Origin of the sequence: Bartonella sp. TT29SHDZB (assembly GCF_042193395.1) — a bacterium.
Classification (GTDB): domain Bacteria; phylum Pseudomonadota; class Alphaproteobacteria; order Rhizobiales; family Rhizobiaceae; genus Bartonella.
In genome coordinates this window covers 1-24,521 of the sequence record NZ_JBHILQ010000001.1, presented here as the reverse complement: position 1 = coordinate 24,521, position 24,521 = coordinate 1, and the positions used below count along the sequence as shown (strand labels likewise).

Genomic DNA, 24,521 nt, shown 5'->3' with positions numbered 1-24,521 from the left:
TTACATAAAAAGTAATATCCCTTTAACATTTTCCTCATGTGAAAGGGCAACCATTAAAATGTTAATAAAAGCATCTTATCCCTAAACAATGGCTAAATTATGTGCATTTTCTGCGGTGATAAACTTTTTCACGTGTAGATTCTTTGGATTGAATAACTGCTTCCATTTCAACAGTTATCAATAGTTATACGATAATTATGAAAAATTCCTTGAAACATTTGTCTCATACGAAGAGGGAATCAGCAAAATTATTAATGTCGGAAGTGTCGTGTTCCTGTAAAAACCATCGCTAATCCCTGTGCATCCGCTGCGGCGATAACTTCTTCATCACGCATGGAGCCTCCTGGTTGAATAATTGCTGTTGCCCCTGCTTCAGCTGCTGCTAATAAACCATCTGCAAAAGGAAAAAATGCATCTGATGCAACAACAGATCCTTTTGTGAGAGTTTCTGTTAAGCCTGCTCTTTGCGCACTTTCTGCTGCTTTACTTGCAGCAATTTTTGCTGAATCGATGCGGCTCATTTGTCCAGCTCCAATTCCAACTGTTGCGCTATTTTTCGCGTAAACAATAGCATTTGATTTAACGTGTTTTGCTACACGAAAAGCAAATTGAAGATCACGCATTTCATCTTGAGTTGGTGCCCGCTTTGTCACTACTTGCAATTTAAGATCATCAACCACCACATTATCACGCGATTGCACTAAAATGCCTCCTGCAAGTGTTTTCGCAAGAAGTCCTCCACAACGTGGATCAGGGACACCACCTGTAATAAGCAAACGAAGATTTTTTTTCTGCGCAATGATTTCACGTGCTGCCATTGTTGCGTCAGGCGCAATAATCACTTCCGTGAAAATTTTAACAATCTCTTCTGCACATTCTTCATCAAGGGTTTGATTTAAAGCAACAATTCCACCAAATGCCGATACATTATCACACATAAGAGCTTTCAAATAAGCTTCTTTCAAATTTTCTCCTTCCGCAACACCACAAGGATTGGCATGTTTAATAAGAGCGACAGCAGCGGTTTTTTGCGGATCAAATTCTGCCACAAGCTCAAAGGCTGCATCTGTATCATTCAGATTGTTATAAGAAAGCGCTTTGCCTTGTAAAAGTTTTGCTGTTGCAATACCAAAACGTTTTTCATTATTGCGATAAAATGCTGCCTGTTGATGTGGATTTTCCCCATAGCGCATAACACTTTCAAGATGACCGGAAAAACTCTGCCATGATGGCATTTCAATTTTTAAATCCCGTGCAAACCACGATGCTATTGCCGTATCATAAGCAGCGGTGTGTGCATAAGCGCGCATTGCTAGCTGATGACGCATGGATAAGCTTAAACATCCATTATGCTGCTTTAATTCAGCTAGAATCGAATCATAATCTTTTATCGCTGTTACAACACCGGTATAAGCATAATTTTTTGCCGCGGCGCGAATCATCGCCGGTCCACCGATATCAATATTTTCAAGAATCGTTTGTCCATCAGCTCCCGATAGGATCGTCTCTTCAAAAGGGTAAAGATTCACCACCAAAAGATCAATTCCATAAATGCTGTTCTTTTCCATAGCTTCCCTATGGCTAGGATCTTCTCTTACTCCTAACAAAGCACCATGAATCAAAGGATGGAGTGTTTTTACACGTCCATCCATTATCTCAGGAAATCCAGTAACTTCAGCAACATCTTTTACGGGTAAACCAGCCGCTATGAGGGTTTTGGCTGTTCCTCCTGTTGAAATCAATTCAACATTGTAGGTAGCATGAAGAGCTTGTGCAAAAGCAACTACACCCGTTTTATCAGACACAGAAAGAAGAACACGACGAACCTGATGAAGATCAGGTATGGGAAAATTTTTTCCAACAACACCCATAATAGAAGCCTTAAAAATGAAAGAGTTAAAATTCTAGTAAAACAAGCTTATACATTTATAGCATAAGCCTTTAGCAAAATACACTGAAAGGATAAACTGTCTTTTTAGAATATAGAATACTCACCTTTTTCTATTATCCTGTAAAAACCTCTCATTTGAGGTGTGATGATAGGTATAAAAGTCTCATTGAGACATTAAATGTTTTTTTGTTGCTTATAACTCAACATCTCATTTTTATAGCAGTTGTGAAACAAAAAATGCTTCCGTATGTTCTCTGCTATATTAGCCTTTATACTAGATGAAGGCGAAAGTATTGCGTGTATCGATTGGAGTAATTTCTGAAATGGGAAATAATCTAATGAAGCAAGAATATAAAATTATAAAGACAAAAATGAGTGCCTATCTTTCCTATCATTTTTAAATTTAACTTTATGTTTTTCAAAAGCGTTTATGACAATTTTTTTAAGAGTGTCGCGTAAATCTTTTGTGAATGGTATAAAGCTCATTGTATGCCTACGATCTTTAATTTAACAAAGGCGCAAGTTGGTAGCTTTTGTTCTCTTTATCAGTTTTCAAGATTCTAAAAATTTTTGTTACTTGAGATGGAAAAGGTATTTTTTTAGTTTTTTTGCCGTAGCAGAAAAAGAAAACCTCCTAACACACCAGCAGCTAAAATAAACCACGTGATTGCATAAACGAGATGATTATTTCGAAAATGAATAATCGTAAGACCAACGACAGGAAGGTTTGCTTGTGGGGTTGTTTTTCTGGCATCAATGAAATAAGGAGCAACAGTGGACAAACCAAGTTTTTGTGCCATAGCGGGGAGATCGCGCGTATACCATAAATTTTTGTCAGGATTATTTTTACGCGGGAAAAATCCATTTTTTTCACTCATGCGTAATAAACCTATAATCGTTGTTTGTTCTGTGTCCGTGGTAGAATTTTGCTGAGATGAAGCATTTTTATGTAATTGCTCTGAGTGTTGAAAATTGTTACGCTCATCCATAGGGATAAAACCACGGTTGATAAAGATCAGTGTATTATCAGCAGTTTGTAAAGGAGTCAAAACCCAATAGCCTGTAGTATTTTGAGCGGCAGCAGTGACTAAAATATTTTTATCTGTTAAAAATTTTCCTGTGATAACAACAGGTTGATATTCATTTTTTTCAAAAGTAATATCTGACCATTGATTTTTTAGGGGAGCTTTTATGGGGGGCAAATGAATGCGCTGATTGGCACTGGTGATAAGATTTGTTTTCCAGTTTAACCGTTGTACTTGCCATATACCTAATGCACTGAAGAGAAGAAAAAAACAAATACATAAAGTCCCAAACAAAAAAGAAGAAAAACAGCAAGAATTTCCCTGAAGCTTTGTCATGGGGGGCTCTTTTTTGCTCATGATTTATGCTTCCTTTCGGGACAATAGGCTTTTATTCTAACATGGTATATATTTAAAAAAAACATTTTGTACGCTTTTTGGCGGAATTTGCACGTCTTATTGAGGAAAAAGATGAAAAATGAGCCAACAAGAGATGAAAAAGGTTTTATAAAAGACTTGACCTTTTGTTGTCGACCCCCTATTAGAAAGAAACTTCCCAATGATGCCCGTTCAAGGTTGCATTGTGCGTGTTTTGCGTTCATTGTGTCCTTTGGGTATGGGGATTTGAAAGTTTCTTAGAGTTTAAGGGTGAGGTTTATGTCTCGTGCATGTGAATTGACAGGGAAGACGGTTTTGTATGGTAATAATGTTAGCCATGCAAATAATAAGACTCGGCGTCGTTTTTTACCAAATCTTTGCAATGTGACATTGATTTCAGAGGTGTTACAGCAAAGTTATCGCTTGCGCATTTCAGCAAGTGCATTGCGTTCTGTTGAGCACCGCGGTGGTCTTGATGGTTTTTTGATTAAAGCAGACGATAAAGAGTTGTCACAACGTGCGCGTTTGTTAAAACGCCAAATCGTTAAGAAAAAAGCTGAGCAAGAAGGTGAGCAGAAGGCTGAGCAGGCAGCGTAATTTTCAGCGTTATTGTTTTTGGCTTTTTTCTTTTTGATCGCGCTGTTTTATTGGTTCCATATCCCAGGTTAAAAAAATGTCTTCAAGCGGTCCTTTATTAGAACAGCAAAAGAAAAGGTATGTTGTTTTTTCTATTTTTGCAATGTGCTTTGCTGTCACAGCTTCTAATATTTTAGTTCAATATCCTGTCTATTGGTTTGATTTGAATGAGCTGTTGACTTATGGGGCTTTTACTTATCCATTTGCTTTTCTAATCAATGATTTGACCAATCGCTTTTATGGGCCATCTGCGGCGCGGCGTGTGGTTTATGCTGGTTTTTTTGCGGGTGTCTTTGTTTCTTGGATATTGGCGACACCACGACTTGCTCTTGCTTCTAGTTTTGCATTTTTATTTGGGCAACTCCTTGATATTGTTGTTTTTACTCCTTTGCGACGTAAAACATGGTGGAAAGCACCTTTAGCAGCAGCGTTGGTTGGTTCGGCTTTGGATACAGTGTTGTTTTTTTCTCTTGCTTTTTCTAGCTTTTTTGCCGTTCTTGATAAGATAACAGGCTATGCTGATAGTTCACTGGTGGAGAGTACTGTTTTGGGAGGGATAGGCATGCCAGTTTGGCTCTCACTTGCTTTTGGTGATTTTTCGGTAAAAATTATTATGAGTCTGTTGATGTTGATTCCTTATGGAACAATTCTTAACATCGTAAAGCTTCCTCTTTATCAAAGTCATTCAAAGGATAATTCTTCTTTTGTTTGTAATAAATAATGATTTTTATCTTTTTGTTTTACTGAAGGTGAAAGTCTAGGCATTATATTTTCTGTGAGAGCAGCATTTTAGAGCTATGTCTAGTGGAGATATTTTTCTATATACGTATATTTAAATATAATGAAATAACACAAGATCGATACAAAAACGGGTGATTATTCAGTCTTTTAATTTGAAGGGTACTCTGGGATATGGTTGTAAATGGAAAGTTCTAAGCAAAATTTTATCCGTTGCAATAAAACCGGAAAGTAAAAACAAACTCATTATAATTTTTGAAGATGGTTGGAGCATTTCTTTTAGAATTCATAATGCATCCAGTAAAGTAGAAGCTTCCTTAAAGTTCGATATTCAATTTGTGGGATTATCTTCTTAGGTTGTTAGCCATCAAATTCCGATGGTTTAATGATAGAAATAATTTTTTAAAATGTAATCGTTGCTGATTCAAGGCAAGTTTATTTCTTATGAATATAAGTCCTTTTATCACTAAAAAGTATTTCTAATTGTTTTGTTATGGCATCGGCAAGTTCTTCAGCATTCATAATTGTTACAGCACGTTGATAATAACGTGTGACGTCATGACCAATTCCAATGGCAATAAGTTCGATAGGAGAATGTGTTTGGATTTCTTGAATCACTGCGCGTAAATGTTTTTCTAGATAATTGCTGGAATTGACCGATAGTGTCGAATCGTCAACAGGGGCACCATCAGAAATGACCATAAGAATGCGACGTTGTTCACGCCGTGATAAAAGGCGTTGATGAGCCCAAATCAGAGCTTCTCCGTCGATATTTTCTTTTAATAATCCTTCTTGCATCATCAAGCCTAAATTGCGTCGTGCGCGACGCCATGGGGTATCAGCACTTTTATAGATGATATGGCATAAATCATTGAGGCGTCCAGGATGATGAGTTTTATGTTGTGCGAGCCATTTTTCGCGTGACTTTCCCCCTTTCCAAGTTTTAGTGGTAAAACCTAAAATTTCAACTTTGACACCACAACGCTCAAGAGTTTGTGCCAAAATGTCCGTGCAACTTGCTGCAACGCTAATGGGGCGTCCGCGCATTGAGCCAGAATTATCAATGAGAAGTGAAACAACTGTGTCCCGAAATTGGGTGTTGCTTTCCATTTTAAAAGAAAGGGGTTGTGTTGGATCAATAATAAGACGTGGAAGCCGTGCTGTATCAAGATATCCTTCTTCAAGGTCAAAGTTCCAGTTGCGATTTTGTTGCGCCATCAAGCGGCGCTGGAGACGGTTTGCTAAACGTCCAACAATGTTTTGGAGATGATTGATTTGCTTATCAAGATAACGGCGTAAGTGATCTAACTCGTTTTCAGAACAAAAATCTGTTGCTTCCAAAATTTCATCAAATTGACGGGTGAAGATTTTATAATTGCCAAGTCTTTCCATTTGTTCCGAATCAGAAAAAAGGTGTTTGGGTCTGCTCGGCTTTTCTTGCCAAGGTCCATTTTTTTGTTCGCCGTCAGCTTGATCATTGTTGTTTGAGTGTGTCGCTTGTGTTTTTCCGTCATCTTGCACATCACTTTCTTGTTCAGTGCTGGTTTTTTCTTCACTTTGAGCGCGTTTTTTGTTTTTACTTTCTTCTTCTGCTTGGTCTTGAGGTTCACATTCGTTTTTTAATTTTTTATTGTTTTCACTGTTAGAAGCTTCAGCTTGTTGCACTGTCATTTTGAGTGTAACAAGCATTTGGCGAACAATCTGTGCAAAAGCTTGTTGGTTGTAAATATGATGTGGGAGTTCATTGAGTTCTGCTGCTGCTTTTTGTTCGAGTTCTTGACGCCACAGTTCTAAGACAGGACCCGCTTCTCTTGGAGCTGTGCGCTTTGTTATTTTTTCACGCAATAAAAGTGCAATCGCTTCTTGGATGGGGGCTTCACTTTGGTTGCTAATCTTATGATAATGGGCTCTTTTGTATTTATCGGCGAGCATGATATCAAGATTTTTTGCAAGCCCCTCCATGGCTAAAGTACCAATTGCTTCAACACGTGTTTGTTCTAGGGCATCAAAGACAGCACGTGCTTCTGATTCTAGTGGAGAAAATTGCATGTGAATGCGGTTGTCATGCCATGCTTTGCGCAGAGCCATGGAATCACCTAATCCGCGGGTAATGGTGATGTCTTTATTCGTTGCGTATTGAGGTAATTCTGGTAAACGCGCGCAACTTTCGCTTAAAGATGGTCGGTTATGACTAAAGGAAACTTCAAGGTCGTTTGTGCCTGCAATCGCACGCATACAGGTGGAAAGTGCTTTTTTAAAAGCTTCAGTATTAAGAGTGTTGTTGGAAGAATCTTTTGCCGGATTTTTGTTGTCGCCAATATCGGTAGCCATGAGTGACAGATTCCTTAAGGCGAAACACCATGAATGAGTGATTCGGGAAGCTCTTGTCCAAAGGCGCGTTGATAAAATTCTGCAACAGTGGCACGTTCGAGTTCATCACATTTATTGAGAAAGGTTAATCGGAAGGCAAAGCCGACATCTTGAAAAATTGTTGTATTTTCTGCCCAAGTAATGACGGTACGTGGACTCATGACAGTTGAAAGATCTCCATTGATAAAAGATTGGCGTACCATATCAGCAACATGAACCATTTGTGAAATTATCTTTTTTCCTTCAGTCGTTTGAAAGGATTTGACCTTTGAACAAATGATATTAACCTCTTTATCATGGGGTAAATAATTGAGTATTGTAACAATAGACCAGCGGTCCATTTGAGCTTGATTAATTTGTTGGGTACCATGATAGAGACCAGTTGTATCACCAAGACCAATGGTGTTTGCCGTTGCAAAAAGACGAAACGCTGGATGGGGAGAGATGACACGGCTTTGATCAAGTAAGCTTAGTTTTCCAGAGGTTTCAAGAACGCGTTGGATAACAAACATAACATCGGGACGCCCCGCATCATATTCGTCGAAAACAAGAGCAATATTATTTTGATAAGCCCATGGCAAAATGCCCTCTTTAAATTCAGTGATTTGTAAACCATCTTTTAAAACGATAGCATCTTTTCCTACAAGATCGATACGACTTACATGACTATCGAGATTAATGCGAAGACAAGGCCAGTTAAGACGTGCAGCAACTTGTTCAATATGCGTTGATTTCCCTGTACCGTGATAGCCAGAAACCATTACACGGCGGTTAAAGGTAAAACCTGCGAGAATCGCTAAAGTTGTTTGCTGATCAAAAAGATAATCAGGATCGATATCAGGGACATGGGGACTTTTTGTGCTAAAAGCAGGGACTTTCAGATCTGTTTCAATATGAAATAGATCGCGAGCACAAAGTGTAATATCGGGCAAATTTTCAACGGTAAGATTTGTCATTATGTTTCTGGAAGGGAGAGGACGCTATTTATTCATTAGAAACGATACAAGAGTTAAAGTATTTATGCAATGCTCTATAATGAGAGCCTTAGATATTGAAGAAAGATTTTTTTACGTATTCTATAATGTTTTGCAAAAAAAGTAACATTTTGCGCAAATAATGATGGTCTAAATGAAAATAGACTCATATAAGCGCATGTTTTCAGCACAAACCAGACTTTTTTAGCAAATTGTAAGCATGTAAAACATCACGAAAGCGCTCTTCTGAAGCACGATTACCACCATTGGAATCAGGATGGTGCTTTTTTACCAACTCTTTATATTTCATTTTGATGTCTTCTGCTGAAGCGTTTGCCTGTAGTCCCAGTGTATCAAAAGCTTTTGCTTCTAAGGGCTTTAATTTTCGTGAGAACTTATTGCTTGAATGCTGCCCAGTAAAAAGCGTGAAGGGATCGCGCATGCGATTTTGATAGGCAGCTGTGCCAGAGCGAATCTTTGCATAATTCGCGGCTGTTTTTTTCGATGTACCATTGCTCAGATCTGTAGGCCATGTCGGACGATGTCCTGTGAGAGCATCCTTTTGAAATTTTGCGATATCTTTATTGCTAAGACCAGAGAAGTAATTAAAATTTTTATTATAGGCGCGTACGTGTTCAATACAAAAATATAAATATTGTCCTTCGTGATTTCGACCTGCTGGTGCTTTATGGGCCCCTGTTTTTTCACAACCTTCCCACTGACACTGTTGTGCTTCTGGCTCAGCTTTTTGTTTTTTATTTGAGCTTATGCGAATTGAATCGAATAATTTAGATGTTATTGTCATATTATTGGTTTATGCAAAATTGATTAATTTTACAAGAATTGACTTTTGAAAAATTTGTTTTCACACTTATTCTATTATGAAAAAGGTGTATTTTTGCACGTTCATTTTGTTTGAGGAATGAAAAATGTTTATAGAAACAATAATCCAGAGAAAGCTTCAGGATGCTTTTCATCCGCAAAAGCTTGAAGTGATTAACGAAAGTCATCTTCATGAGGGGCATTCTCATAATGAACATGCTTTTGATGGTAAAGGAGAAACACATTTTCGAGTGAAAATTTTATCTTCTTCTTTTTCCAATATGACACGCGTAGAAATACATCGAGCGATTTATAAAGTTTTACAAGAAGAGTTAGCTACTTGTGTCCATGCTTTGGCACTTGAGGTTGAAACACTCTAATTTTTTGATGAGACACTTTTAGGAACGGGGATGGGCCTTTTGATAAATTTTTAACAAATGGTCTGTATCGACATGGGTATAGATTTGTGTGGTGGAAAGGCTAGCGTGCCCAAGAAGTTCTTGAATCGTGCGCAAATCTCCCCCCCGTGATAAAAGATGGGTGGCAAAAGAATGGCGCAGTGTATGGGGCGTTGCAGTTTCTGGTAAACCAAGGCTTGCTCGTAAGTTGCGTACAGCTTTCTGAATAATGGCGGGCTGTAGGGAACCGCCTCGTGCCCCGCGAAATATGGGTTGGTTATCCACTAAAGGATATGGGCAACAATTGAGATAATTTTGTACAGCTTCGTAAACAATTTTGATGAGGGGAACAAGGCGTGTTTTTCCCCCTTTTCCTGTTATAAATAAACTTGTTTTTTCAGGATCAGAAAATTGTTCTGGTGTGAGGCTTAAGGCTTCTGATATTCGCATTCCACAGCCATAAAGAAGCATAAGGACAGCAGCATTACGAGCGCTAATCCAAGGTTCATTTTCTAGCTGGTTTTCTTGTTTGACTATGTGAAGTGCTGATTTTATCGCTAAAGGTTTTGGGAGCAATTTGGGGTGTTTGGGGCTTCGGATAAGTTGAGCCGCGGGAACATTGACGATTCCTTCACGTGATAAGTATTTGAAAAAAGAACGGATGCCTGCCACCCCTCGGCTTAAAGAGCGCGCACTTACATTGTTTGTACGCCGATAAGCAAGATAAGCACGCAAGTCACTGATGCGTAAATGAGAAAGATCTGTAAGGGTTGGTGTATGGCTTAAGTGTTGACAGAGAAAAGACAAAAATTGCCGCGTATCACGTTCATAGGCTTGCACTGTTTGTGCTGACATACGACGTGTTTGGGTAAGACACTCTAACCAATTTTTCCTTGCGTTTAAAACTGCATGATCTGCTGGAATGAGAGGAATATTTTCACCTTTTCTCTTGTCGTTTTTGATAGGCATTATCTAGTTGAGGGTTTCTTTCTTTTTAGATTTTTCATCGTTAGAATGATCATTCTTGTTTTGGGGTTGCTCTTCACGATTGATAAGTTGCTTTTCACCTTTGAGAGAGAGTATTTTTAAAAGATTGTGCGTTGACATCAAATGCGCAAAAATTAATCCTAAAAAGCCATTTTTATGAAGTTTGGCAAGTTGGCTTGCTGATAATTTATTCAATTTTTCTTCATCAACAACCCAAAAATGTTCCAATTGCGCTGAGAGACCTTTATCGTTTTTCACATTGATGGATTTTTGGCTTAGAAGATCCATTTCTACAAGAGCATCAATAAACTCAGAGGTTTTCTCCATAGCAATTTTAAAACTTTCAAGAAAGCGAATACGTTCTTCCATAAAAGGAGAAATAGAGCCGTCAGAATTAAAAAGTTCTGTTCCTGCAACTTCATTAAACATACCTGACTGTTGATCAAAGCAAACAGAAAGTTCTTTTTCATTGCTAATTTGTGCCAAAACAAAAGGATAGCGACGGACAAAAGCGGGAACATAAGTATTGTTTTTCCAACTTTTATCAGAAGTGATATAGTCATTTTCGTCATTAGAAAGACCGACAAGAGCTGCGGATGTGTAGTGCCGTTTTTTTTGTTCATCTTCGGCGCACATAAATAAAATAGGATAGTCTAGTGCTGCTTGAAAATATTCAGTACTTGCTAAAGGAACCCAGTGCGTATCTTTGGCAAAAGACATATCACTTGGAGGGGCAAATTTTAGATTTTTATGGGAAATTTTGTTGATTGGTGTGATATCTTTGTAAAATAGCATAATATTTGCCATAAGACTTTCTCCTTTATTAATTTGTTTTTGTTACCAAGAAAGGTCTTTTAGAAGATTGTCTCATATGGCAACAAGATTGAATAGAAAACTATAAGATTGAAGGGTTCATTTTTGAGAGATAATATTTTTGCATGAAGTATAATAAAGAAAAGCTTAAAAATAAAGTCTATCTTGCCATTATTGGTATGCCTCATGGTATAAAGGGTGGTGTTTTTGTTAAAATTCTAAGTGCTGAGCCACAGCGTTTCAAGTCTTACAGCACTCTTTATGATGATATGGGGCGTTCTTATGAAATTGTAACTCTTCGCATACAAAAAAATAAGGCGATTGTACGTTTTAAAGGGGTAGAAAATCGTAATGCGGCTGAGTCTTTAAAAGGTATTCGCCTTTATGTGACGCGTGATCAATTAATTGACGATTTGATGGAGGATGAGTTTTATCAGGTCGATTTAATAGGCTTGTGTGTTCAAGATTGTGGTGGAAAAACCTTAGGTGAAGTGTGTGGTTTTTTTAATTTCGGGGCTGGTGATTTGCTTGAAATACGTTTGAATACGGGCAAAAGAGCGCTCATTCCCTTTAGTAAGGCGGCGGTACCAGAAATTTGTATGGATTCTGGTTTTCTTGTTGTTGATCCCATGGCAGCTGGTTTAATTGATGGGGGAGACAGTGATAAAAAGGAAATAGCTTGAATCTAAAAAAATAAAAAGTGGAAAATGTTAAGAATGCAAGTGATCCAAAATGGAATACTGGTGTTTTGATATTCTAAATATTGCTTGGATTTTTAGAGGGGGAGAGTAAAGATCTTTATTTTAAAGCGCGAGTATTGAAGAGAGGGATAGTATTGAATATGGCATAAGATAGCAGATGGAGGAGATTTAGATTAACGCTATAGCGTTATAAGGTCTGCTTTGTGCTATTTTTACTATAAGAGTCTGTTTAAGAATAAGAAAATGAGGATGAAAAAATAAAAATGAAGTTTCAGGCGCGCGTTTTAACTCTTTATCCTGAAATGTTTCCTGGTTTTTTAGGGTATTCTTTAGCTGGGCAAGCTTTAGAGCGCGGAATTTGGTCACTAGAGACAGTGCAGATTAGGGATTTTGCGTTGGATAAACACCATAGCGTTGATGATACACCAGCTGGTGGGGGGGCTGGTATGGTGATGCGGGCGGATGTATTGGCGGCTGCACTTGATAGTTATCCAGAGGATTCGCCAAGATTGTTGATGAGTCCACGTGGGCGCCCTTTTGACCAAGCTTATGCGCATAGCTTGGCTCGTGATACGGGTGTAACGTTGGTTTGTGGACGTTTTGAAGGGGTTGATGAGCGAGTCATAGAAGCACGAGAATTAGAAGAAGTCTCTATTGGTGATTATATTCTTTCAGGGGGTGAAACAGCTGCATTGGTTATCTTAGATGCTATCATACGTCTTCTGCCTGGAGTGATGGGGAATGCCGCTTCTGCAAAGTGTGAAAGTTTTGAAAATGGCTTGCTGGAACATCCGCAATATACACGCCCTTCTCTTTTCGAAGGGCGGGGTATTCCGCCTGTATTGCTCTCAGGTCATCACAAAGCGATCGCAGATTGGCGTCAAAGCCAAGCCGAATTGTTAACACGTCAACGTCGCCCTGATCTTTATGCGCGTTATGATAAAAATCATCAGAAAACTTGATTCATATGATAAGGTGGTGTATTGCATGGCTCTCTTTTTAGAGAGTTTTTTATAAAAGGTTTTCTGGTAGTTCCAAAATTAAAATGAAGGAATGGTGTATTCGCTCCTGTGTAAGACATAGCCTAAAGAGCTCCTTATTCTTAATAAAGGCTTTTTTGGTAAGAGTTGAGCGCTCTGACTGTTCGATAAAGAACATGAAGGATAAAAGAAATGAATATTATCGCACAACTTGAAGCTGAACAATGTGCAAAAATTGAAGAAAAGCGCCAATTTCCAGCATTTAAGCCAGGAGATACAGTCCGGGTCATGGTGCGTGTGACGGAGGGTACGCGGACGCGTGTTCAGGCTTATGAAGGTGTTTGTATTGCACGTTCAGGCGGTGGGTTGAATGAGACCTTTACTGTACGCAAGATTTCTTATGGTGAAGGGGTGGAACGGGTGTTTCCTGTTTATTCTCCTTTGATTGAAGGTGTTGAGCTGGTGCGCCGTGGTAAAGTGCGCCGTGCAAAACTCTATTATCTTCGTGGTTTGAGAGGTAAAGCTGCGCGTATCGCTGAAAAGAGAGATTATCGGAAAAAAGCTGAAAAGGTTGTTGAGAAAGTAGAAGCAGCATCTGTCAGCACAGATGTTGAAGCGCAAGTTGCTGAGTAAAGATTATATCGGCTAAACTTTATGCAAAAGCGGCTTTTATGCCGCTTATTTGTGTCTTTCGTGATTCGTTTTGTCTTTTAAAAGGCTTGGAGGGGATATAAAAATGTTTAATCTATCAATTTTTTCCTCTTTATTATTCTTAATCATGGGTGCAATTTAAGAGACCATTGTATATATCGTGGATACTCAAAAGGATAAGTTTAATCTGAAAAAATGCCTGTTTATATTTGAGAAAAGATGTTAGGCCTTTGACGTGAAGATAAAATTGTATTAGATTAAAGCAAGTTTTGCGGATCATATCCGTGGAGTAATCGGTTTTTTTTATGCGTGACCTTTAATCCGTTATTTGAGACAACCGACCTGTAGTATCGGTATCTTGAGATGCCAAACAAGTGAAAACGAGAGAATATATTTAGTCGTTTTGCGCGAACTTTCTCGTTCATTGCGGTTGCAGTAAAAACCAGGTCAGGATATTTTATGACAGAGACAACTAGGATAAAAGAGCGCCCTCGTTCCCCTCATATAAGTATTTATCGTTGGACAATTACTATGGCTATGTCCATTGCACACCGCATTACAGGTATGGCACTTTATGTTGGAACGGTTTTTCTTGCTGTTTGGTTAATTGCTATTGCGTGTGGGGAGGAGGCATTCAGAACGGTTCACGAGATTTATAGTTCTTGGTTTGGATTGTGTATTTTGTTTCTTTATACTTTGGCAGGGGTTCATCACATGGTTGGTGGTGTTCGCCACATTGTTTGGGATCTGAAACCTTGCCTTTTGGCAAAAGAAAAGGCAACAGTCACTGCTTGGGCGACAGTGTTTATTTCTCTTATTGTTACTTTTGCGATTTGGATTATTGGATATACCGTTGTTTAGCTGGGGGTGAAAAGAGATATGAAAAAAGATTTTCGAACGGAACTTGGTAAAGTACGGGGGCGTGGCAGTGCTCATGAAGGAACAGAGCATTTTTGGTTAGAACGTTTGACAGGGTTTATCAATCTACCACTTTTGATATTTTTTATTGTTCTTATTCTTTCGCTTGTGGGAAAGGACTATAGCATTGTGCGTGCACGGCTTGCACATCCTATTGTTGCTATTTTGATGGGATTGATGACTTTTTCGGTCCTTTATTATATGAAACTTGGTATGCAGGTGGTGATTGAAGATTATATTCCACGTGAAGGTTTCCGGATATTCTTTTTGACGTTAAATATTTTATTTTGTTTTCTCATAGGTGGTATCATTATTTTTTCTCTTTTGAAAATTGCATTAGGGGGTTAAACAAATATGGCGGGTACAGGATCATCTCTGGGCGCTAAAGCAGGTAACGCCCCTTATCGCACTGTAGATCATAAATTTGATGTTGTTGTTGTTGGGGCAGGTGGTGCAGGATTACGTGCAACATTGGGTATGGCGGAACAAGGATTAAAGACAGCTTGTATTACGAAGGTTTTTCCAACGCGCTCACACACGGTTGCAGCACAAGGGGGAATTGCTGCATCGCTTTCAAATATGGGACCTGATAATTGGCAGTGGCATTTATATGATACCGTGAAAGGTTCTGATTGGTTGGGTGATACCGATGCAATGGAATATTTGGTGCGTAATGCTCCTGCTGCTGTGTATGAATTAGAACATTATGGCGTTCCTTTTTCGCGGACGCAAGAAGGCAAAATTTATCAGCGTCCTTTTGGTGGACATACGACACAATTTGGTGAAGGTCCACCTGTTCAGCGTACTTGCGCAGCAGCTGATCGTACAGGACATGCTATTTTGCATACGCTTTATGGACAAAGCTTAAAGCATAATGCGCAATTTTTTATTGAATATTTTGCACTCGATCTCATCATGACGGATGGGGTTTGTACGGGGGTTGTGGCATGGAATCTCGATGATGGTACAATACATCGTTTTTCTGCCAAAATGGTTGTTCTTGCAACCGGTGGTTATGGACGCGCTTATTTTTCCGCGACATCGGCGCATACCTGTACGGGTGATGGTGGTGGAATGATCGCACGTGCTGGATTGCCTCTTCAGGATATGGAGTTTGTGCAATTCCATCCTACAGGGATTTACGGTTCTGGCTGCTTAATTACAGAAGGAGCCCGTGGTGAAGGAGGCTATTTAATCAATTCTGAAGGTGAACGCTTTATGGAGCGCTATGCACCTTCTTTTAAGGATTTGGCTTCACGTGACTTGGTTTCGCGTTGTATCACACTTGAAATTCGTGAAGGGCGTGGTGTTGGACCTAAGAAGGACCATATTCATTTGGTTCTCAACCATATTGATCCTGCAATCTTGCACGAACGTTTACCAGGAATTTCGGAATCAGCACGGATTTTTGCAGGTGTGGATGTAACAAAAGAGCCTATCCCCATCTTGCCAACGGTTCATTATAATATGGGTGGGATTCCTACCAATTACTACGGGGAAGTTCTCAATCCAACGGCTGATTCGCCTGATCGTATTCAACCAGGGCTGATGGCGGTAGGAGAAGCAGGATGTGCTTCTGTTCATGGGGCTAATCGCTTGGGGTCAAATTCATTAATTGATCTTGTGGTGTTTGGTCGTGCTGCTGCCATTCGCGCGGGGGAAGTTATTGATCGGAATGCAGAAATTCCACCCCTTAATGAAGAAGCTGTTGACGAAATTATAGCGCGTTTTGATCGTTTACGTTTTGCACAAGGAGCGATACCAACAGCTCTATTGCGTGAAAAAATGCAACGCACGATGCAAGAAGATGCGGCTGTATTTCGTACAGAAGATTCTTTGAAACAAGGATGTCAGCGGATGAATAAAATCTGGGGGGAATTGTCAGACCTCAAAGTCACAGATCGTTCTCTGATATGGAATTCTGATTTGGTTGAAACATTAGAGCTTGAAAATCTCATGGCGAATGCAATCATGACTGTTCATTCTGCTGAAGCCCGTTTAGAAAGCCGTGGCGCTCATGCTCGTGAAGATTATCCAGAGCGTGATGATAAAAACTGGCGTAAACATACGCTTTCACATTTGTCAAAAGAGGGTAAGGTGACATTATCATATCGACCTGTCCATGTGGACCCATTAACATCTGAAGCTGATGGTGGGATTGATTTAAAGCGCATTGCACCTAAAAAACGGGTTTATTAAGGGGAGAATGAAATATGGTACAAATTAAGCTTCCCAAAAATTCTCAAGTAAAACCGGGAAAGGTTTGGCCTAAACCTGAAGGTGCTACAAAGCTGACGGAATTTCACGTGTATCGTTGGTCGCCTGATGATGAGGAAAATCCTCATCTAGATACTTATTATGTGGATCGTTCTGCTTGTGGTCCTATGATTCTTGATGGGCTTTTGTTTATTAAAAACCATATTGATCCAACTTTGACACTTCGTCGATCATGCCGTGAAGGCATCTGTGGTTCATGTGCGATGAATATTGATGGAACCAATACATTGGCTTGTACCAAAGGTATGGATGATGTAAAACACCCCATTAAAGTCTATCCTTTGCCGTCCATGCCAGTTGTTAAAGATTTGGTTCCTGACTTGAATCGCTTTTATGCGCAACACCGAGTTATTGAGCCTTGGTTACAAACAGTTTCTCCTGAACCTGCAAAAGAATGGTTACAAAGTCACTCCGATCGCCAAAAAATCGATGGCCTTTATGAGTGTATTTTGTGTGCGTGTTGTCAGACTTCATGTCCAAGTTATTGGTGGAACGGTGATCGTTATTTGGGTCCTGCTGTTTTGCTTCAAGCTTATCGCTGGATTGCGGATTCACGTGATGAAATGTGTGGTGAACGTCTTGATAATTTAGAAGATCCTTTCCGCCTTTATCGTTGCCATACGATTATGAATTGTGCGCAAACTTGTCCAAAGGGATTAAATCCAGCGAAAGCGATTGCTGAAATTAAAAAACTCATGGTTGAACGCCGCCTTTGAAAATTGACTGATTGAGGAAAATAAAGTGCAAGGGAGAGAATTGTGCGTGCTTTTAGAAATTAAAACTCTAAAAGCACAGTGGTTGCTTATGAGGGATCAGTAGCTATAATAGTCTAAAAAATGAAGTACCCCTTATAGAAGAAATCCTTGCAATGGCTGAGATTAAGGAAATTGATGGCTGAGTGTTGTCTTCGAAAATTGACCAATTGATGAACAGTAAAGTGAAAAACAGAAAATTGCGCGTGTTTTTTGTGCCTCTTGAGGTTTAATCTTTAAAAGTCTATTGGCTTCCATGAGGTGGTCAACATCGTTGTTATTGCCTTTAAAAATACAGTAGTCTTTCAGATAAAATAAAGACTTCAAGAAAAATAACATTCTCTATAAAAATAATAAAACCAATATGCCATGTGTTTTTATTTTCATTAAATTAGTATCAAAATTCGAATTTTAATGCATAATTTAATTAAGCATTTTTTATAAAAATGATTACCCTGCTTTAAATAGAGCACAAAAAATAAATTCTGATGCAAATATTAATAACGCATGTAAGTATTCAAATAAAATACAAAGTAGTGACCATTATGACAGTTCGTAATTTTACAATACATTTATTATAATATTACAATATCAGAAATATTGTTGATATTCAGGGATTGGGAGTTTTTAATAATATCATTATATATATCTAAAGATCATATTTTATTTTAAGAATTGGTTTGTTAATCGCATAAAAAAACAAAATTTATAATTCTTAAAGAAGAGTGTAAAATCTTTATGGATTATAGCGATAGATTATACAATTAAGAATACAAAAATTTAAAATTGTTATAACATCATCAGTTTAAATTCATTTAAGAGCCATAAAAGGCTTAAAATATCAAATTTATAGGTTTTTCTAGAAATTTAGAAATCGGTAGTAGGGATTTTAATGTATTGTGAATATGGAATAAGCGCTGTTTATAGGTTGGTTTGAGTTGAATGAATTCAATTATCAAAGAAAATGTGTTTTATTTTGATGAACTTCGTAGATGCTGATTTTATATGTTCTTATCTATGAAAATAGAGATTTTTAGGTTTAATTCCTTTTTTTATATTACTGAATTTCATTTTTGTTTGCATGTATTGCTGAAGCAATTTGTTTAGGCAGTAAAAGTGCTTTTTTATTTTTCAGTATAGAGATATTTCTTAACATGAAAGAGAGGTTTACAAATATTAATGGTGTAATCAGTTATTGTTTGGGGAGGTGTTCTATTGTGCTGTAAAATACCCTTATTTGAACAGTAGTGATTAAAGTGGTTAAAAGGTGGAGCATGTTTAGGCAAGGAGGCAGATTGTTTACAGATTGGTGCGGGGTAAGAAGCTTCGTCCTTTGAGGTGGTGAGAGGTAGAAATCCTGTTAGCCAATTAAGTAAATTAGAGCGAAATCCATGCGGGTAGGTATTAAGCCCAGCCTGTTGCAATATATTGAGCCATACAATTTGCAGCGAGCGTATCACGACGGGTTGCAGAAAAAAAGAAATCATTGTGAGACAGTAGATGCGCTTGAGATGCGCGTGTTTCAAAATTTCTAATATCTCTATTGACTAAAGGGACACGAAATTCTGTTGTAGAATCACACCTTCCTTTCATATTTTCAAGCCAAGAATTGTCCATATATCCCCTTCAATCTGATTGTCACGAATTGATGCAAGGAATGGTACAAACCTTTGTAAGAATAAGCAGATGCAAAGCCAGTTGTATCATTATTGTTGCTTTGCAGAGTGTTTGATAAAAATCTGGAACATTTCTCCAATTCATTGTCGGTTTATTAATGACTTTATGGCGTTGTTTTTCTAAAAGAGCTTTTGCTGTTGCAGCTTTTACTTATCAGATGGGAGTTAAGAGTATTAGGTATCTCTTTTGGCGTAATATTTGAAATCGGTATACAGCCTCCTAATTTGAGGAGAATATGAAGCTGTAAAGATGCAAACCAGTTTTCATTTTTGCCGTCATTTTTTGTTCAGTTTTATGACGTTCAAGAGCATCTAGAGTAATGTCTTTTAAATAATAGAGATTACGCATTGCTTCACGCTTTTGTTTCTCTCGTTCTTTAATGAGATCAAAACCTTTATGTAAAACAGAACGTCCCGAACCAAATACAACTTGGCTTGTCAATTTATGCGCTTGTTTTAAAGAAGCATCTCTTTAATGTACCTAAGTTCATTTTGCAACAGTGTTTGTGGATGGTATAATGGTAAAGTTCCGATGAATAATATAAAATTTATAGAGTATCCCTATTTTTACACTTCATAAAAGAGCAAGTTGGGCGCTATTAGATACTTTGCCCGCTCCCAATGTTGTGACAATTTTTGGCATTTGGGATGGTTTATAAGAGGCATTGTTAGTGCTTTTTAGTACAGTTTCATCTATACGGCTTTATTTACTTGTAATGTGCAAGAGATATGGTTTTGGTTAATAAACAGCTTTGAAATGAGAGAATCCTACGGTACTAAGATCTTTTATCCAACATGTAAAATAATGAACACTCTTTATAAATCAATGTGACGTGGCTTAAGAAGACTGATTGTAGATCTGTGCTTTTAGGAATTTTTGCTTTTTGAGGTGCAGAAAAGAGAGCAGGAATATTCAGAGTAGCGCTTATTTGTATATTTTATGGGCATCGTTCTTTAGGGTGGGGATATGCACCACGTTTATGGTTAGCAAGGCTTGCTTAAGGGAAATTTGATTGTTTACGAACAACCGGAGGTTAAGAATCTTTCTTCGTCCGAAGAAGACGTCGATATGCCACTATACTTTGTTATTACCAAATAGAATGTGGTTTATGGATGCTAAATCGAAATGATAATTTATTTCGTATGAGGTTTTCCGTATTTGGAGATTGTTTGGTTAAAAAACATCTTTATTAATCATTTGAAAATAGCGCTTAGAATTTTTAAACGATAAGTTTTGGTCTTGATGACGATAATTATTTGTGGTGATCGAAACTACCTATTTTACGAAGCTTTCATTGATAGGCGAATCAAATTTTTTTCTTTTCTTTTGTTTAAATATTTATTTTGCAGCTATTTTTCTTTTTTGCATCAAAGATACTTTTTCAAAAGGTAAATGGAAAGAATGATCAAAGGCAAGAGAATAGAGAGAGCCTTATGTATAATTTGGTTTTCTCGTAGAGTTGTTGTCTATTAACTTTTTTCTTTTTTTCTTCATGAAGAGTGTAGAAAATCCATTGGAGAAGCAAAGAGAATAGGAAAAGTAAAATAAATAGCCGTAACAATTAGTTACGGCTATTTTTGTTTGCTTCATATTACCGAGAGAGGAAGCTCCCTTTAAGCGATTTTTGATTTAGCAAAAATCGGGTCGTAAAAGACTTCAGAGAGTTTTCTATCTTTAAAGAACAACACTACGTCAACTGTTGTATAGAGAACAATTTTTATCATTTCTAACTCGAGTTGCCGGCCAACTTCTGATCTTTTAATCAAGGTGGCACATCGTTCAAATGTCTGCAAAGCGCTGTTGGCATGCGTTGTTGTAATCGATCCGGGATGACCTGTGTTGAGCGAATTGAGATATTCCCATGCTTCATTGCCTCGCAATTCAGCGAGAAAAATTCGGTCGGGCGACTGACGCATACACGCATCTAGGCATTCTTCAGCTGAAACACGGCCTACATTGTTACCATAAATCATATGTACATGATTGGGATGATTGGGTAGAAAAAGCTCGTGAACATCTTCAATTGTGATAATACGCTCCTCTACAGGGACCTTTTCAATTAAAGAGCGGGCAAATGTTGTTTTACCAGATCCTGTCTTGCCTGCAATGATAATGTTGCGTTTGTGAAGGACGCATTCTTCCAAAAATTCAAGAATTTTTCCCTCACGTTTACTTTGTAAGAGTTGAACTTCAAATGGTTCCAACCGTGTGAAGTCTTGCCTCGATAACAAGTTATTGGCTTCTTTTGCTGAAGGCTTATTAAAACTTACATCAGAAAAATCATCAAATGCCCCTTCTTCTTTGAGTTCTTCTAACGTCTTAACTATAAGAGAATGTTTACGAATTACAAAGGAAAGAGCACCATCAACAACAGCTGGTGTTTGTATAATTGTACCACGTTGTCCACCAGGCAAGAGTACATAATTAATACTTCTGGGAGCCATACCGTTATAAACGATAATAGCTGTAATAAGCGTTTGCAAAAAAGTGGTTGTTAACTCTGGTACGCTATGTACTTGCCAACCCTTAAAGCTTTTTGTCCATACTTCACAGGGGCGGCAAATCGATAATTCAGTGATCGTGGGATCTTCTAAAAAACAATCAAGCGGTTGCAGAAGCTGAAAAACTGCTTGATCTTTCTGTACCGGGTTAACGTGTGACGAGACTGTAGACATTGCTGAAATCCAGATCACGAGCAACAAAAATATTTACTCGTTCGCCTTGGTTTTTGTAAAGTGTTGGTGTGATATTGATGGAATTTTGAAGAACATCGATTGCTATAGATTCAGCATTTGGAGCACCTTTATTTTGTGAATTCTCTTTATCTTCTTTGTTGCTTTTATTAACTTTTCCTCTTACCCATTCTCCTAAATCACCGATAATGCTTACCATAATTGCACTACCAAATCTTTCCCAAAAATGTCTGTCAACCCAGCCACCAATACCTGCTTCACCCAGAGGACCTGTGCCTGGTGAATCAAGATTGACAACAACACCAGAAGGCGTTTCGATGCGTAACCATTGCACAAACACGCGCGTTTGTCCTTGTTGTATGCCACTTTGGTAAAAACCAACGACTTTAGAACCACGGTCAAGCAAAACAACACGTCCACTTGTGGAATAAATATCGCGTGTTAAATGACACGTCGTCATTCCGGGTTGCGATGTAATGATCTTTGTTTCTAACGTACAATCTATTTGCGTTCCTTGTGTAATCAAAAAGTCACGGTTACGAAGTTGCATCGCATGTGATTGACCTAAACGCACGGGCTGAAGGTTATCAAATAATACGCCATTACCTCTATCATTATTCGATGCTTTATTACTTGTATCTGTAGATCCTTCGCTACCACCGTTGTTAAGACTAGAACTGAGCATACGTTTGCGTGCTAATTCTTCAGAATCTTGGAGCATATGTGGAGGAATGGCTGTTTGAAGAAGTTTACTCAAGGCCGGTGGAATATCCAAGTTTGAATCTTCTATTTGTGTTGATTTCTCTGCTTCTTCTACAATCTTTGGCTCTTCTATAGTCCGAGGGACATAGTTTGGTATAATTTGCTGTACTATTTGTTGTGGTTTTTCTTCCTCAACTTCCACGGTATTACGCATTTTAAAAGCTTTCCAAGTCAAGGCAATCGGTATCGCTACTATGACAATAAGCCCTACCACTAACAATGCACGGGTACCTGGAATTATCGGACGACGTTCAGAACCTAGTTCCGACCCTCCATAGGCACCTTCAATATGTTTTTGCTCGACGTTGTCCAGTTTTGTACCTTTTCCCTCTCCTTCCTTATTGTCAAACATCATTTTCCTCCTTTATTGATACGATAAACCACCGAAGATACTGTCCCTGTTGTGTTTGGTACGCCATTGGGGTCATAGGCTTCATTAAAAACAGCTAAAGCGCGTTTACCAAGCCGTATGAGCCATTTAGGATTGACCTTATGAACGGCGATAATATCATTAGAACTGCCGATAACGGTGCGTGGTATTAAGCTTTCATTTCCTTCAGCATCTACGACATAAATCGATGGCATATCCATGTTAGCGGGAAATTTGAAATAAGTAATACGCCCATTGTCCCAAGCATTTATCGGAGCAATATCTTGGTGACCGCTCATGGTATAACTGAGATTATAGCCGTTGACGCTTTGGTGAAAACCACGTTCAATCGCAAGGCGTCGATTGTTTTCTTCTGACTTTTCATCGTTTGAATCGGGATAATGGAAAGCCAATTCATAAGTTGATCCCGCACGGTCATTCCGAAACTGTAGTCGGAATTTGTAACTCCGTTTGTCAGTTACAACGATGAGATTGGTATTGGCAAGTTCTGCTTTTGGTTTAATAAAAATATGCCGCCCTTTATGAGCAAAGGCATAGGCTTCAGAATCGCCAAAGGCATGAGTGATATACTGTTCACCTTCTTCAAGAATAATATGTGTTGCCACACCAAGAACTGTTTCAATTTGAACCACATCAGCTTCGTTATATGTTATATAGCGAATGCGGTGATCATATTGTGAATTTGATGGACTTTTGAGCGCCTGCACAGGTACCGTATAAAGAGAAGAAAACGAAGACAATAGAACAACGAACGCAAGTTTTTTCATAACAATCAATTCCTTAATCATTCAACAGTATTTCTGGGTCAGAACGGTAACTTGTTATTTGAAAACCAAGGGGGTTAAGCAATCGATCAGATGATTTCATGGGTGCACCGACATAGGTGTAACCAATTGTTGCAATCTGGTGCTGTTTTGGTCCAGTAGCAGCACCGTTGCTGTCAAGTTGCTGAGTCGTAAAACGTACAGTTGCTTGACCGATTCCATTAGGCTGGATTGATCGTACTTTAACTGTGATACGTGCTTTGTTGGAAAGCACTTTGTCCCGTGCATTTTCTCCATCATAGATTTTATAATATTCTTGTTGAACAGATGCCGCACTTAAAAGTGCTGTTGTGTCATAGTTCAGTTGAATGGTATCGTAGTCGTAAGTTTCGCGGTTAAGCACATATTGGTTTAGCCAATATCTATCTACAACTTCACCATAGCTTTCTTCGTGTTCACGCATGATTGAGATAACATCAACTGCACCCGTCGTATTATCAACGCGCAATACTAAGGGAGTTGGAGCTGGTTGAGAAAATCCAACAACTCCACATATCATACCGAATAAGCCAAAAAGACCCACAGTACTCGCTACACGCCACGCCGTTCTGCGCGACCTTATAAATTCATTGATAAGATCCCGTTCTAAGCCACGGCTTTCTTCATAATAACTTCTAAGTTGTTCGGCTTTCACTGGTTTTGCTTGTTTTGTTTTCATCTGTCTCCTCGCTTAATTTCGGCAGGGATTGTTTTATTAATAGGCACCCGGTTCCTATCATTTGGCTGTTTTAGCTTTGGTGCTAATGCACAAGCCGATAAAAGGTTTACAATCAAAGTTACAAGAATGATCGACTTCATTTTAATATGACTCTTTTTACAGTTATATGCATCCTAATATTTATTGTCATTATTATTATTTTGAACAT

At 38.4% G+C, this 24,521-nt stretch carries 23 protein-coding genes and 1 pseudogene; 11 read left to right on the top strand and 13 right to left on the bottom strand.

Going from position 1 to position 24,521, the window contains the following annotated elements; translation table 11 throughout:
• Positions 1-251 precede the first annotated feature (251 nt).
• On the bottom strand, positions 252-1,871 hold the full coding sequence (gene purH, locus ACFIJJ_RS00125) for a bifunctional phosphoribosylaminoimidazolecarboxamide formyltransferase/IMP cyclohydrolase (RefSeq protein WP_375645594.1): 1,620 nt from the start codon (positions 1,869-1,871) through the stop codon (positions 252-254).
• 619 nt (positions 1,872-2,490) lie between these two features.
• Entirely contained in the window at positions 2,491-3,273 is a 783-nt protein-coding gene (locus tag ACFIJJ_RS00120; RefSeq protein ID WP_375645593.1) for an SURF1 family protein, read from the bottom strand.
• A gap of 297 nt (positions 3,274-3,570) precedes the next feature.
• Here ACFIJJ_RS00120 and rpmB point away from each other — a divergent pair, with 297 nt between their 5' ends.
• The 3 genes from rpmB to ACFIJJ_RS00105 all read left to right on the top strand — a co-directional run bounded on the left by rpmB (position 3,571) and on the right by ACFIJJ_RS00105 (position 5,021).
• On the top strand, positions 3,571-3,888 hold the full coding sequence (rpmB, locus tag ACFIJJ_RS00115) for a 50S ribosomal protein L28 (RefSeq protein WP_375622115.1): 318 nt from the start codon (positions 3,571-3,573) through the stop codon (positions 3,886-3,888).
• A 76-nt stretch (positions 3,889-3,964) separates the two neighbouring features.
• A complete protein-coding gene (locus ACFIJJ_RS00110; protein ID WP_375622116.1) occupies positions 3,965-4,648 on the top strand; it encodes a VUT family protein in 684 nt (227 codons plus the stop codon).
• A gap of 151 nt (positions 4,649-4,799) precedes the next feature.
• Positions 4,800-5,021 carry a HaeIII family restriction endonuclease gene (locus ACFIJJ_RS00105; protein WP_375645591.1) on the top strand — a complete coding sequence of 74 codons (222 nt, stop codon included), beginning with the start codon at positions 4,800-4,802 and terminating at the stop codon, positions 5,019-5,021.
• Positions 5,022-5,100: 79 nt separating this feature from the next.
• Here ACFIJJ_RS00105 and cobT read toward each other — a convergent pair whose 3' ends face one another.
• From cobT to ACFIJJ_RS00090, 3 genes are all read right to left on the bottom strand, one after another.
• On the bottom strand, positions 5,101-6,996 hold the full coding sequence (cobT, locus tag ACFIJJ_RS00100; RefSeq protein ID WP_375645590.1) for a cobaltochelatase subunit CobT: 1,896 nt from the start codon (positions 6,994-6,996) through the stop codon (positions 5,101-5,103).
• A 14-nt stretch (positions 6,997-7,010) separates the two neighbouring features.
• The gene (gene cobS / locus ACFIJJ_RS00095) at positions 7,011-7,991 is read right to left on the bottom strand and encodes a cobaltochelatase subunit CobS (RefSeq protein ID WP_375608469.1); all 981 of its coding nucleotides are present in this window, start codon (positions 7,989-7,991) and stop codon (positions 7,011-7,013) included.
• A 202-nt stretch (positions 7,992-8,193) separates the two neighbouring features.
• Positions 8,194-8,814 carry a J domain-containing protein gene (locus ACFIJJ_RS00090; RefSeq protein WP_375639821.1) on the bottom strand — a complete coding sequence of 207 codons (621 nt, stop codon included), beginning with the start codon at positions 8,812-8,814 and terminating at the stop codon, positions 8,194-8,196.
• A gap of 124 nt (positions 8,815-8,938) precedes the next feature.
• On the opposite strand from ACFIJJ_RS00090, the gene ACFIJJ_RS00085 reads away from it, so the two are divergent.
• Positions 8,939-9,211: a BolA family protein gene (locus tag ACFIJJ_RS00085; RefSeq protein ID WP_375622119.1), complete on the top strand. Its 273-nt coding sequence runs from the start codon at positions 8,939-8,941 to the stop codon at positions 9,209-9,211.
• Between the two features lie 18 nt (positions 9,212-9,229).
• On the opposite strand, the gene ACFIJJ_RS00080 is transcribed toward ACFIJJ_RS00085, so the two are convergent.
• Positions 9,230-10,198 (bottom strand): tyrosine recombinase XerC, encoded by a 969-nt coding sequence (locus ACFIJJ_RS00080; protein ID WP_375645588.1) that lies wholly within the window; start codon positions 10,196-10,198, stop codon positions 9,230-9,232.
• Between the two features lie 3 nt (positions 10,199-10,201).
• Complete coding sequence (locus tag ACFIJJ_RS00075; RefSeq protein WP_375622121.1) at positions 10,202-11,023, bottom strand: SapC family protein; 822 nt, start codon at positions 11,021-11,023, stop codon at positions 10,202-10,204.
• Between the two features lie 131 nt (positions 11,024-11,154).
• Between ACFIJJ_RS00075 and rimM the strand changes: the two genes are divergently transcribed.
• From rimM to ACFIJJ_RS00040, 7 genes are all read left to right on the top strand, one after another.
• Positions 11,155-11,712: a ribosome maturation factor RimM gene (gene rimM / locus ACFIJJ_RS00070; protein WP_375622122.1), complete on the top strand. Its 558-nt coding sequence runs from the start codon at positions 11,155-11,157 to the stop codon at positions 11,710-11,712.
• A gap of 281 nt (positions 11,713-11,993) precedes the next feature.
• Complete coding sequence (gene trmD / locus ACFIJJ_RS00065) at positions 11,994-12,692, top strand: tRNA (guanosine(37)-N1)-methyltransferase TrmD (RefSeq protein WP_375622123.1); 699 nt, start codon at positions 11,994-11,996, stop codon at positions 12,690-12,692.
• 210 nt (positions 12,693-12,902) lie between these two features.
• Positions 12,903-13,343 carry a 50S ribosomal protein L19 gene (gene rplS, locus ACFIJJ_RS00060; protein WP_375645587.1) on the top strand — a complete coding sequence of 147 codons (441 nt, stop codon included), beginning with the start codon at positions 12,903-12,905 and terminating at the stop codon, positions 13,341-13,343.
• Between the two features lie 477 nt (positions 13,344-13,820).
• The gene (sdhC, locus tag ACFIJJ_RS00055; RefSeq protein WP_254492571.1) at positions 13,821-14,222 is read left to right on the top strand and encodes a succinate dehydrogenase, cytochrome b556 subunit; all 402 of its coding nucleotides are present in this window, start codon (positions 13,821-13,823) and stop codon (positions 14,220-14,222) included.
• Positions 14,223-14,240: 18 nt separating this feature from the next.
• Positions 14,241-14,627 carry a succinate dehydrogenase, hydrophobic membrane anchor protein gene (gene sdhD / locus ACFIJJ_RS00050; protein ID WP_273790057.1) on the top strand — a complete coding sequence of 129 codons (387 nt, stop codon included), beginning with the start codon at positions 14,241-14,243 and terminating at the stop codon, positions 14,625-14,627.
• Positions 14,628-14,633: 6 nt separating this feature from the next.
• The gene (sdhA, locus tag ACFIJJ_RS00045) at positions 14,634-16,478 is read left to right on the top strand and encodes a succinate dehydrogenase flavoprotein subunit (RefSeq protein ID WP_375622125.1); all 1,845 of its coding nucleotides are present in this window, start codon (positions 14,634-14,636) and stop codon (positions 16,476-16,478) included.
• A gap of 14 nt (positions 16,479-16,492) precedes the next feature.
• Positions 16,493-17,272, top strand: coding sequence for a succinate dehydrogenase iron-sulfur subunit (locus ACFIJJ_RS00040; RefSeq protein WP_273790055.1), 780 nt, complete (start codon positions 16,493-16,495; stop codon positions 17,270-17,272).
• 1,397 nt (positions 17,273-18,669) lie between these two features.
• Here the strand turns inward: ACFIJJ_RS00040 and ACFIJJ_RS10280 are convergent.
• The 6 genes and pseudogenes from ACFIJJ_RS10280 to ACFIJJ_RS00005 all read right to left on the bottom strand — a co-directional run.
• Positions 18,670-19,366: pseudogene (locus ACFIJJ_RS10280) on the bottom strand (integrase); the annotation flags it as partial.
• A gap of 1,232 nt (positions 19,367-20,598) precedes the next feature.
• Positions 20,599-21,660 (bottom strand): P-type DNA transfer ATPase VirB11, encoded by a 1,062-nt coding sequence (gene virB11 / locus ACFIJJ_RS00025; RefSeq protein WP_375622128.1) that lies wholly within the window; start codon positions 21,658-21,660, stop codon positions 20,599-20,601.
• Positions 21,635-22,792: a type IV secretion system protein VirB10 gene (gene virB10 / locus ACFIJJ_RS00020; protein ID WP_375645586.1), complete on the bottom strand. Its 1,158-nt coding sequence runs from the start codon at positions 22,790-22,792 to the stop codon at positions 21,635-21,637. Before virB10 ends, virB11 begins: the two co-directional genes overlap by 26 nt.
• Positions 22,792-23,598: a P-type conjugative transfer protein VirB9 gene (gene virB9, locus ACFIJJ_RS00015; RefSeq protein WP_375606008.1), complete on the bottom strand. Its 807-nt coding sequence runs from the start codon at positions 23,596-23,598 to the stop codon at positions 22,792-22,794. Before virB9 ends, virB10 begins: the two co-directional genes overlap by 1 nt.
• Before the next feature lie 13 nt (positions 23,599-23,611).
• Positions 23,612-24,313, bottom strand: coding sequence for a virB8 family protein (locus ACFIJJ_RS00010; protein WP_375645584.1), 702 nt, complete (start codon positions 24,311-24,313; stop codon positions 23,612-23,614).
• On the bottom strand, positions 24,310-24,453 hold the full coding sequence (locus ACFIJJ_RS00005; protein WP_375622132.1) for a TrwH protein: 144 nt from the start codon (positions 24,451-24,453) through the stop codon (positions 24,310-24,312). The genes ACFIJJ_RS00010 and ACFIJJ_RS00005 overlap by 4 nt, the downstream gene beginning before the upstream one ends.
• Between the last annotated feature and the right edge of the window lie 68 nt (positions 24,454-24,521).

What these genes read in the sequence shown, in the direction of transcription:
- virB10 (WP_375645586.1), bottom strand. Translation starts at nt 22,792, where the DNA reads ATGTTTGACAATAAGGAAGGAGAGGGAAAAGGTACAAAACTGGACAAC.
- sdhC (WP_254492571.1), top strand. Translation starts at nt 13,821, where the DNA reads ATGACAGAGACAACTAGGATAAAAGAGCGCCCTCGTTCCCCTCATATA.
- cobT (WP_375645590.1), bottom strand. Translation starts at nt 6,996, where the DNA reads ATGGCTACCGATATTGGCGACAACAAAAATCCGGCAAAAGATTCTTCC.
- rimM (WP_375622122.1), top strand. Translation starts at nt 11,155, where the DNA reads ATGAAGTATAATAAAGAAAAGCTTAAAAATAAAGTCTATCTTGCCATT.
- ACFIJJ_RS00090 (WP_375639821.1), bottom strand. Translation starts at nt 8,814, where the DNA reads ATGACAATAACATCTAAATTATTCGATTCAATTCGCATAAGCTCAAAT.
- ACFIJJ_RS00085 (WP_375622119.1), top strand. Translation starts at nt 8,939, where the DNA reads ATGTTTATAGAAACAATAATCCAGAGAAAGCTTCAGGATGCTTTTCAT.
- ACFIJJ_RS00005 (WP_375622132.1), bottom strand. Translation starts at nt 24,453, where the DNA reads ATGAAGTCGATCATTCTTGTAACTTTGATTGTAAACCTTTTATCGGCT.
- ACFIJJ_RS00010 (WP_375645584.1), bottom strand. Translation starts at nt 24,313, where the DNA reads ATGAAAACAAAACAAGCAAAACCAGTGAAAGCCGAACAACTTAGAAGT.
- ACFIJJ_RS00120 (WP_375645593.1), bottom strand. Translation starts at nt 3,273, where the DNA reads ATGAGCAAAAAAGAGCCCCCCATGACAAAGCTTCAGGGAAATTCTTGC.
- virB9 (WP_375606008.1), bottom strand. Translation starts at nt 23,598, where the DNA reads ATGAAAAAACTTGCGTTCGTTGTTCTATTGTCTTCGTTTTCTTCTCTT.
- ACFIJJ_RS00080 (WP_375645588.1), bottom strand. Translation starts at nt 10,198, where the DNA reads ATGCCTATCAAAAACGACAAGAGAAAAGGTGAAAATATTCCTCTCATT.
- ACFIJJ_RS00075 (WP_375622121.1), bottom strand. Translation starts at nt 11,023, where the DNA reads ATGGCAAATATTATGCTATTTTACAAAGATATCACACCAATCAACAAA.
- ACFIJJ_RS00110 (WP_375622116.1), top strand. Translation starts at nt 3,965, where the DNA reads ATGTCTTCAAGCGGTCCTTTATTAGAACAGCAAAAGAAAAGGTATGTT.
- sdhD (WP_273790057.1), top strand. Translation starts at nt 14,241, where the DNA reads ATGAAAAAAGATTTTCGAACGGAACTTGGTAAAGTACGGGGGCGTGGC.
- rpmB (WP_375622115.1), top strand. Translation starts at nt 3,571, where the DNA reads ATGTCTCGTGCATGTGAATTGACAGGGAAGACGGTTTTGTATGGTAAT.
- cobS (WP_375608469.1), bottom strand. Translation starts at nt 7,991, where the DNA reads ATGACAAATCTTACCGTTGAAAATTTGCCCGATATTACACTTTGTGCT.
- ACFIJJ_RS00040 (WP_273790055.1), top strand. Translation starts at nt 16,493, where the DNA reads ATGGTACAAATTAAGCTTCCCAAAAATTCTCAAGTAAAACCGGGAAAG.
- virB11 (WP_375622128.1), bottom strand. Translation starts at nt 21,660, where the DNA reads ATGTCTACAGTCTCGTCACACGTTAACCCGGTACAGAAAGATCAAGCA.
- sdhA (WP_375622125.1), top strand. Translation starts at nt 14,634, where the DNA reads ATGGCGGGTACAGGATCATCTCTGGGCGCTAAAGCAGGTAACGCCCCT.
- rplS (WP_375645587.1), top strand. Translation starts at nt 12,903, where the DNA reads ATGAATATTATCGCACAACTTGAAGCTGAACAATGTGCAAAAATTGAA.
- trmD (WP_375622123.1), top strand. Translation starts at nt 11,994, where the DNA reads ATGAAGTTTCAGGCGCGCGTTTTAACTCTTTATCCTGAAATGTTTCCT.
- purH (WP_375645594.1), bottom strand. Translation starts at nt 1,871, where the DNA reads ATGGGTGTTGTTGGAAAAAATTTTCCCATACCTGATCTTCATCAGGTT.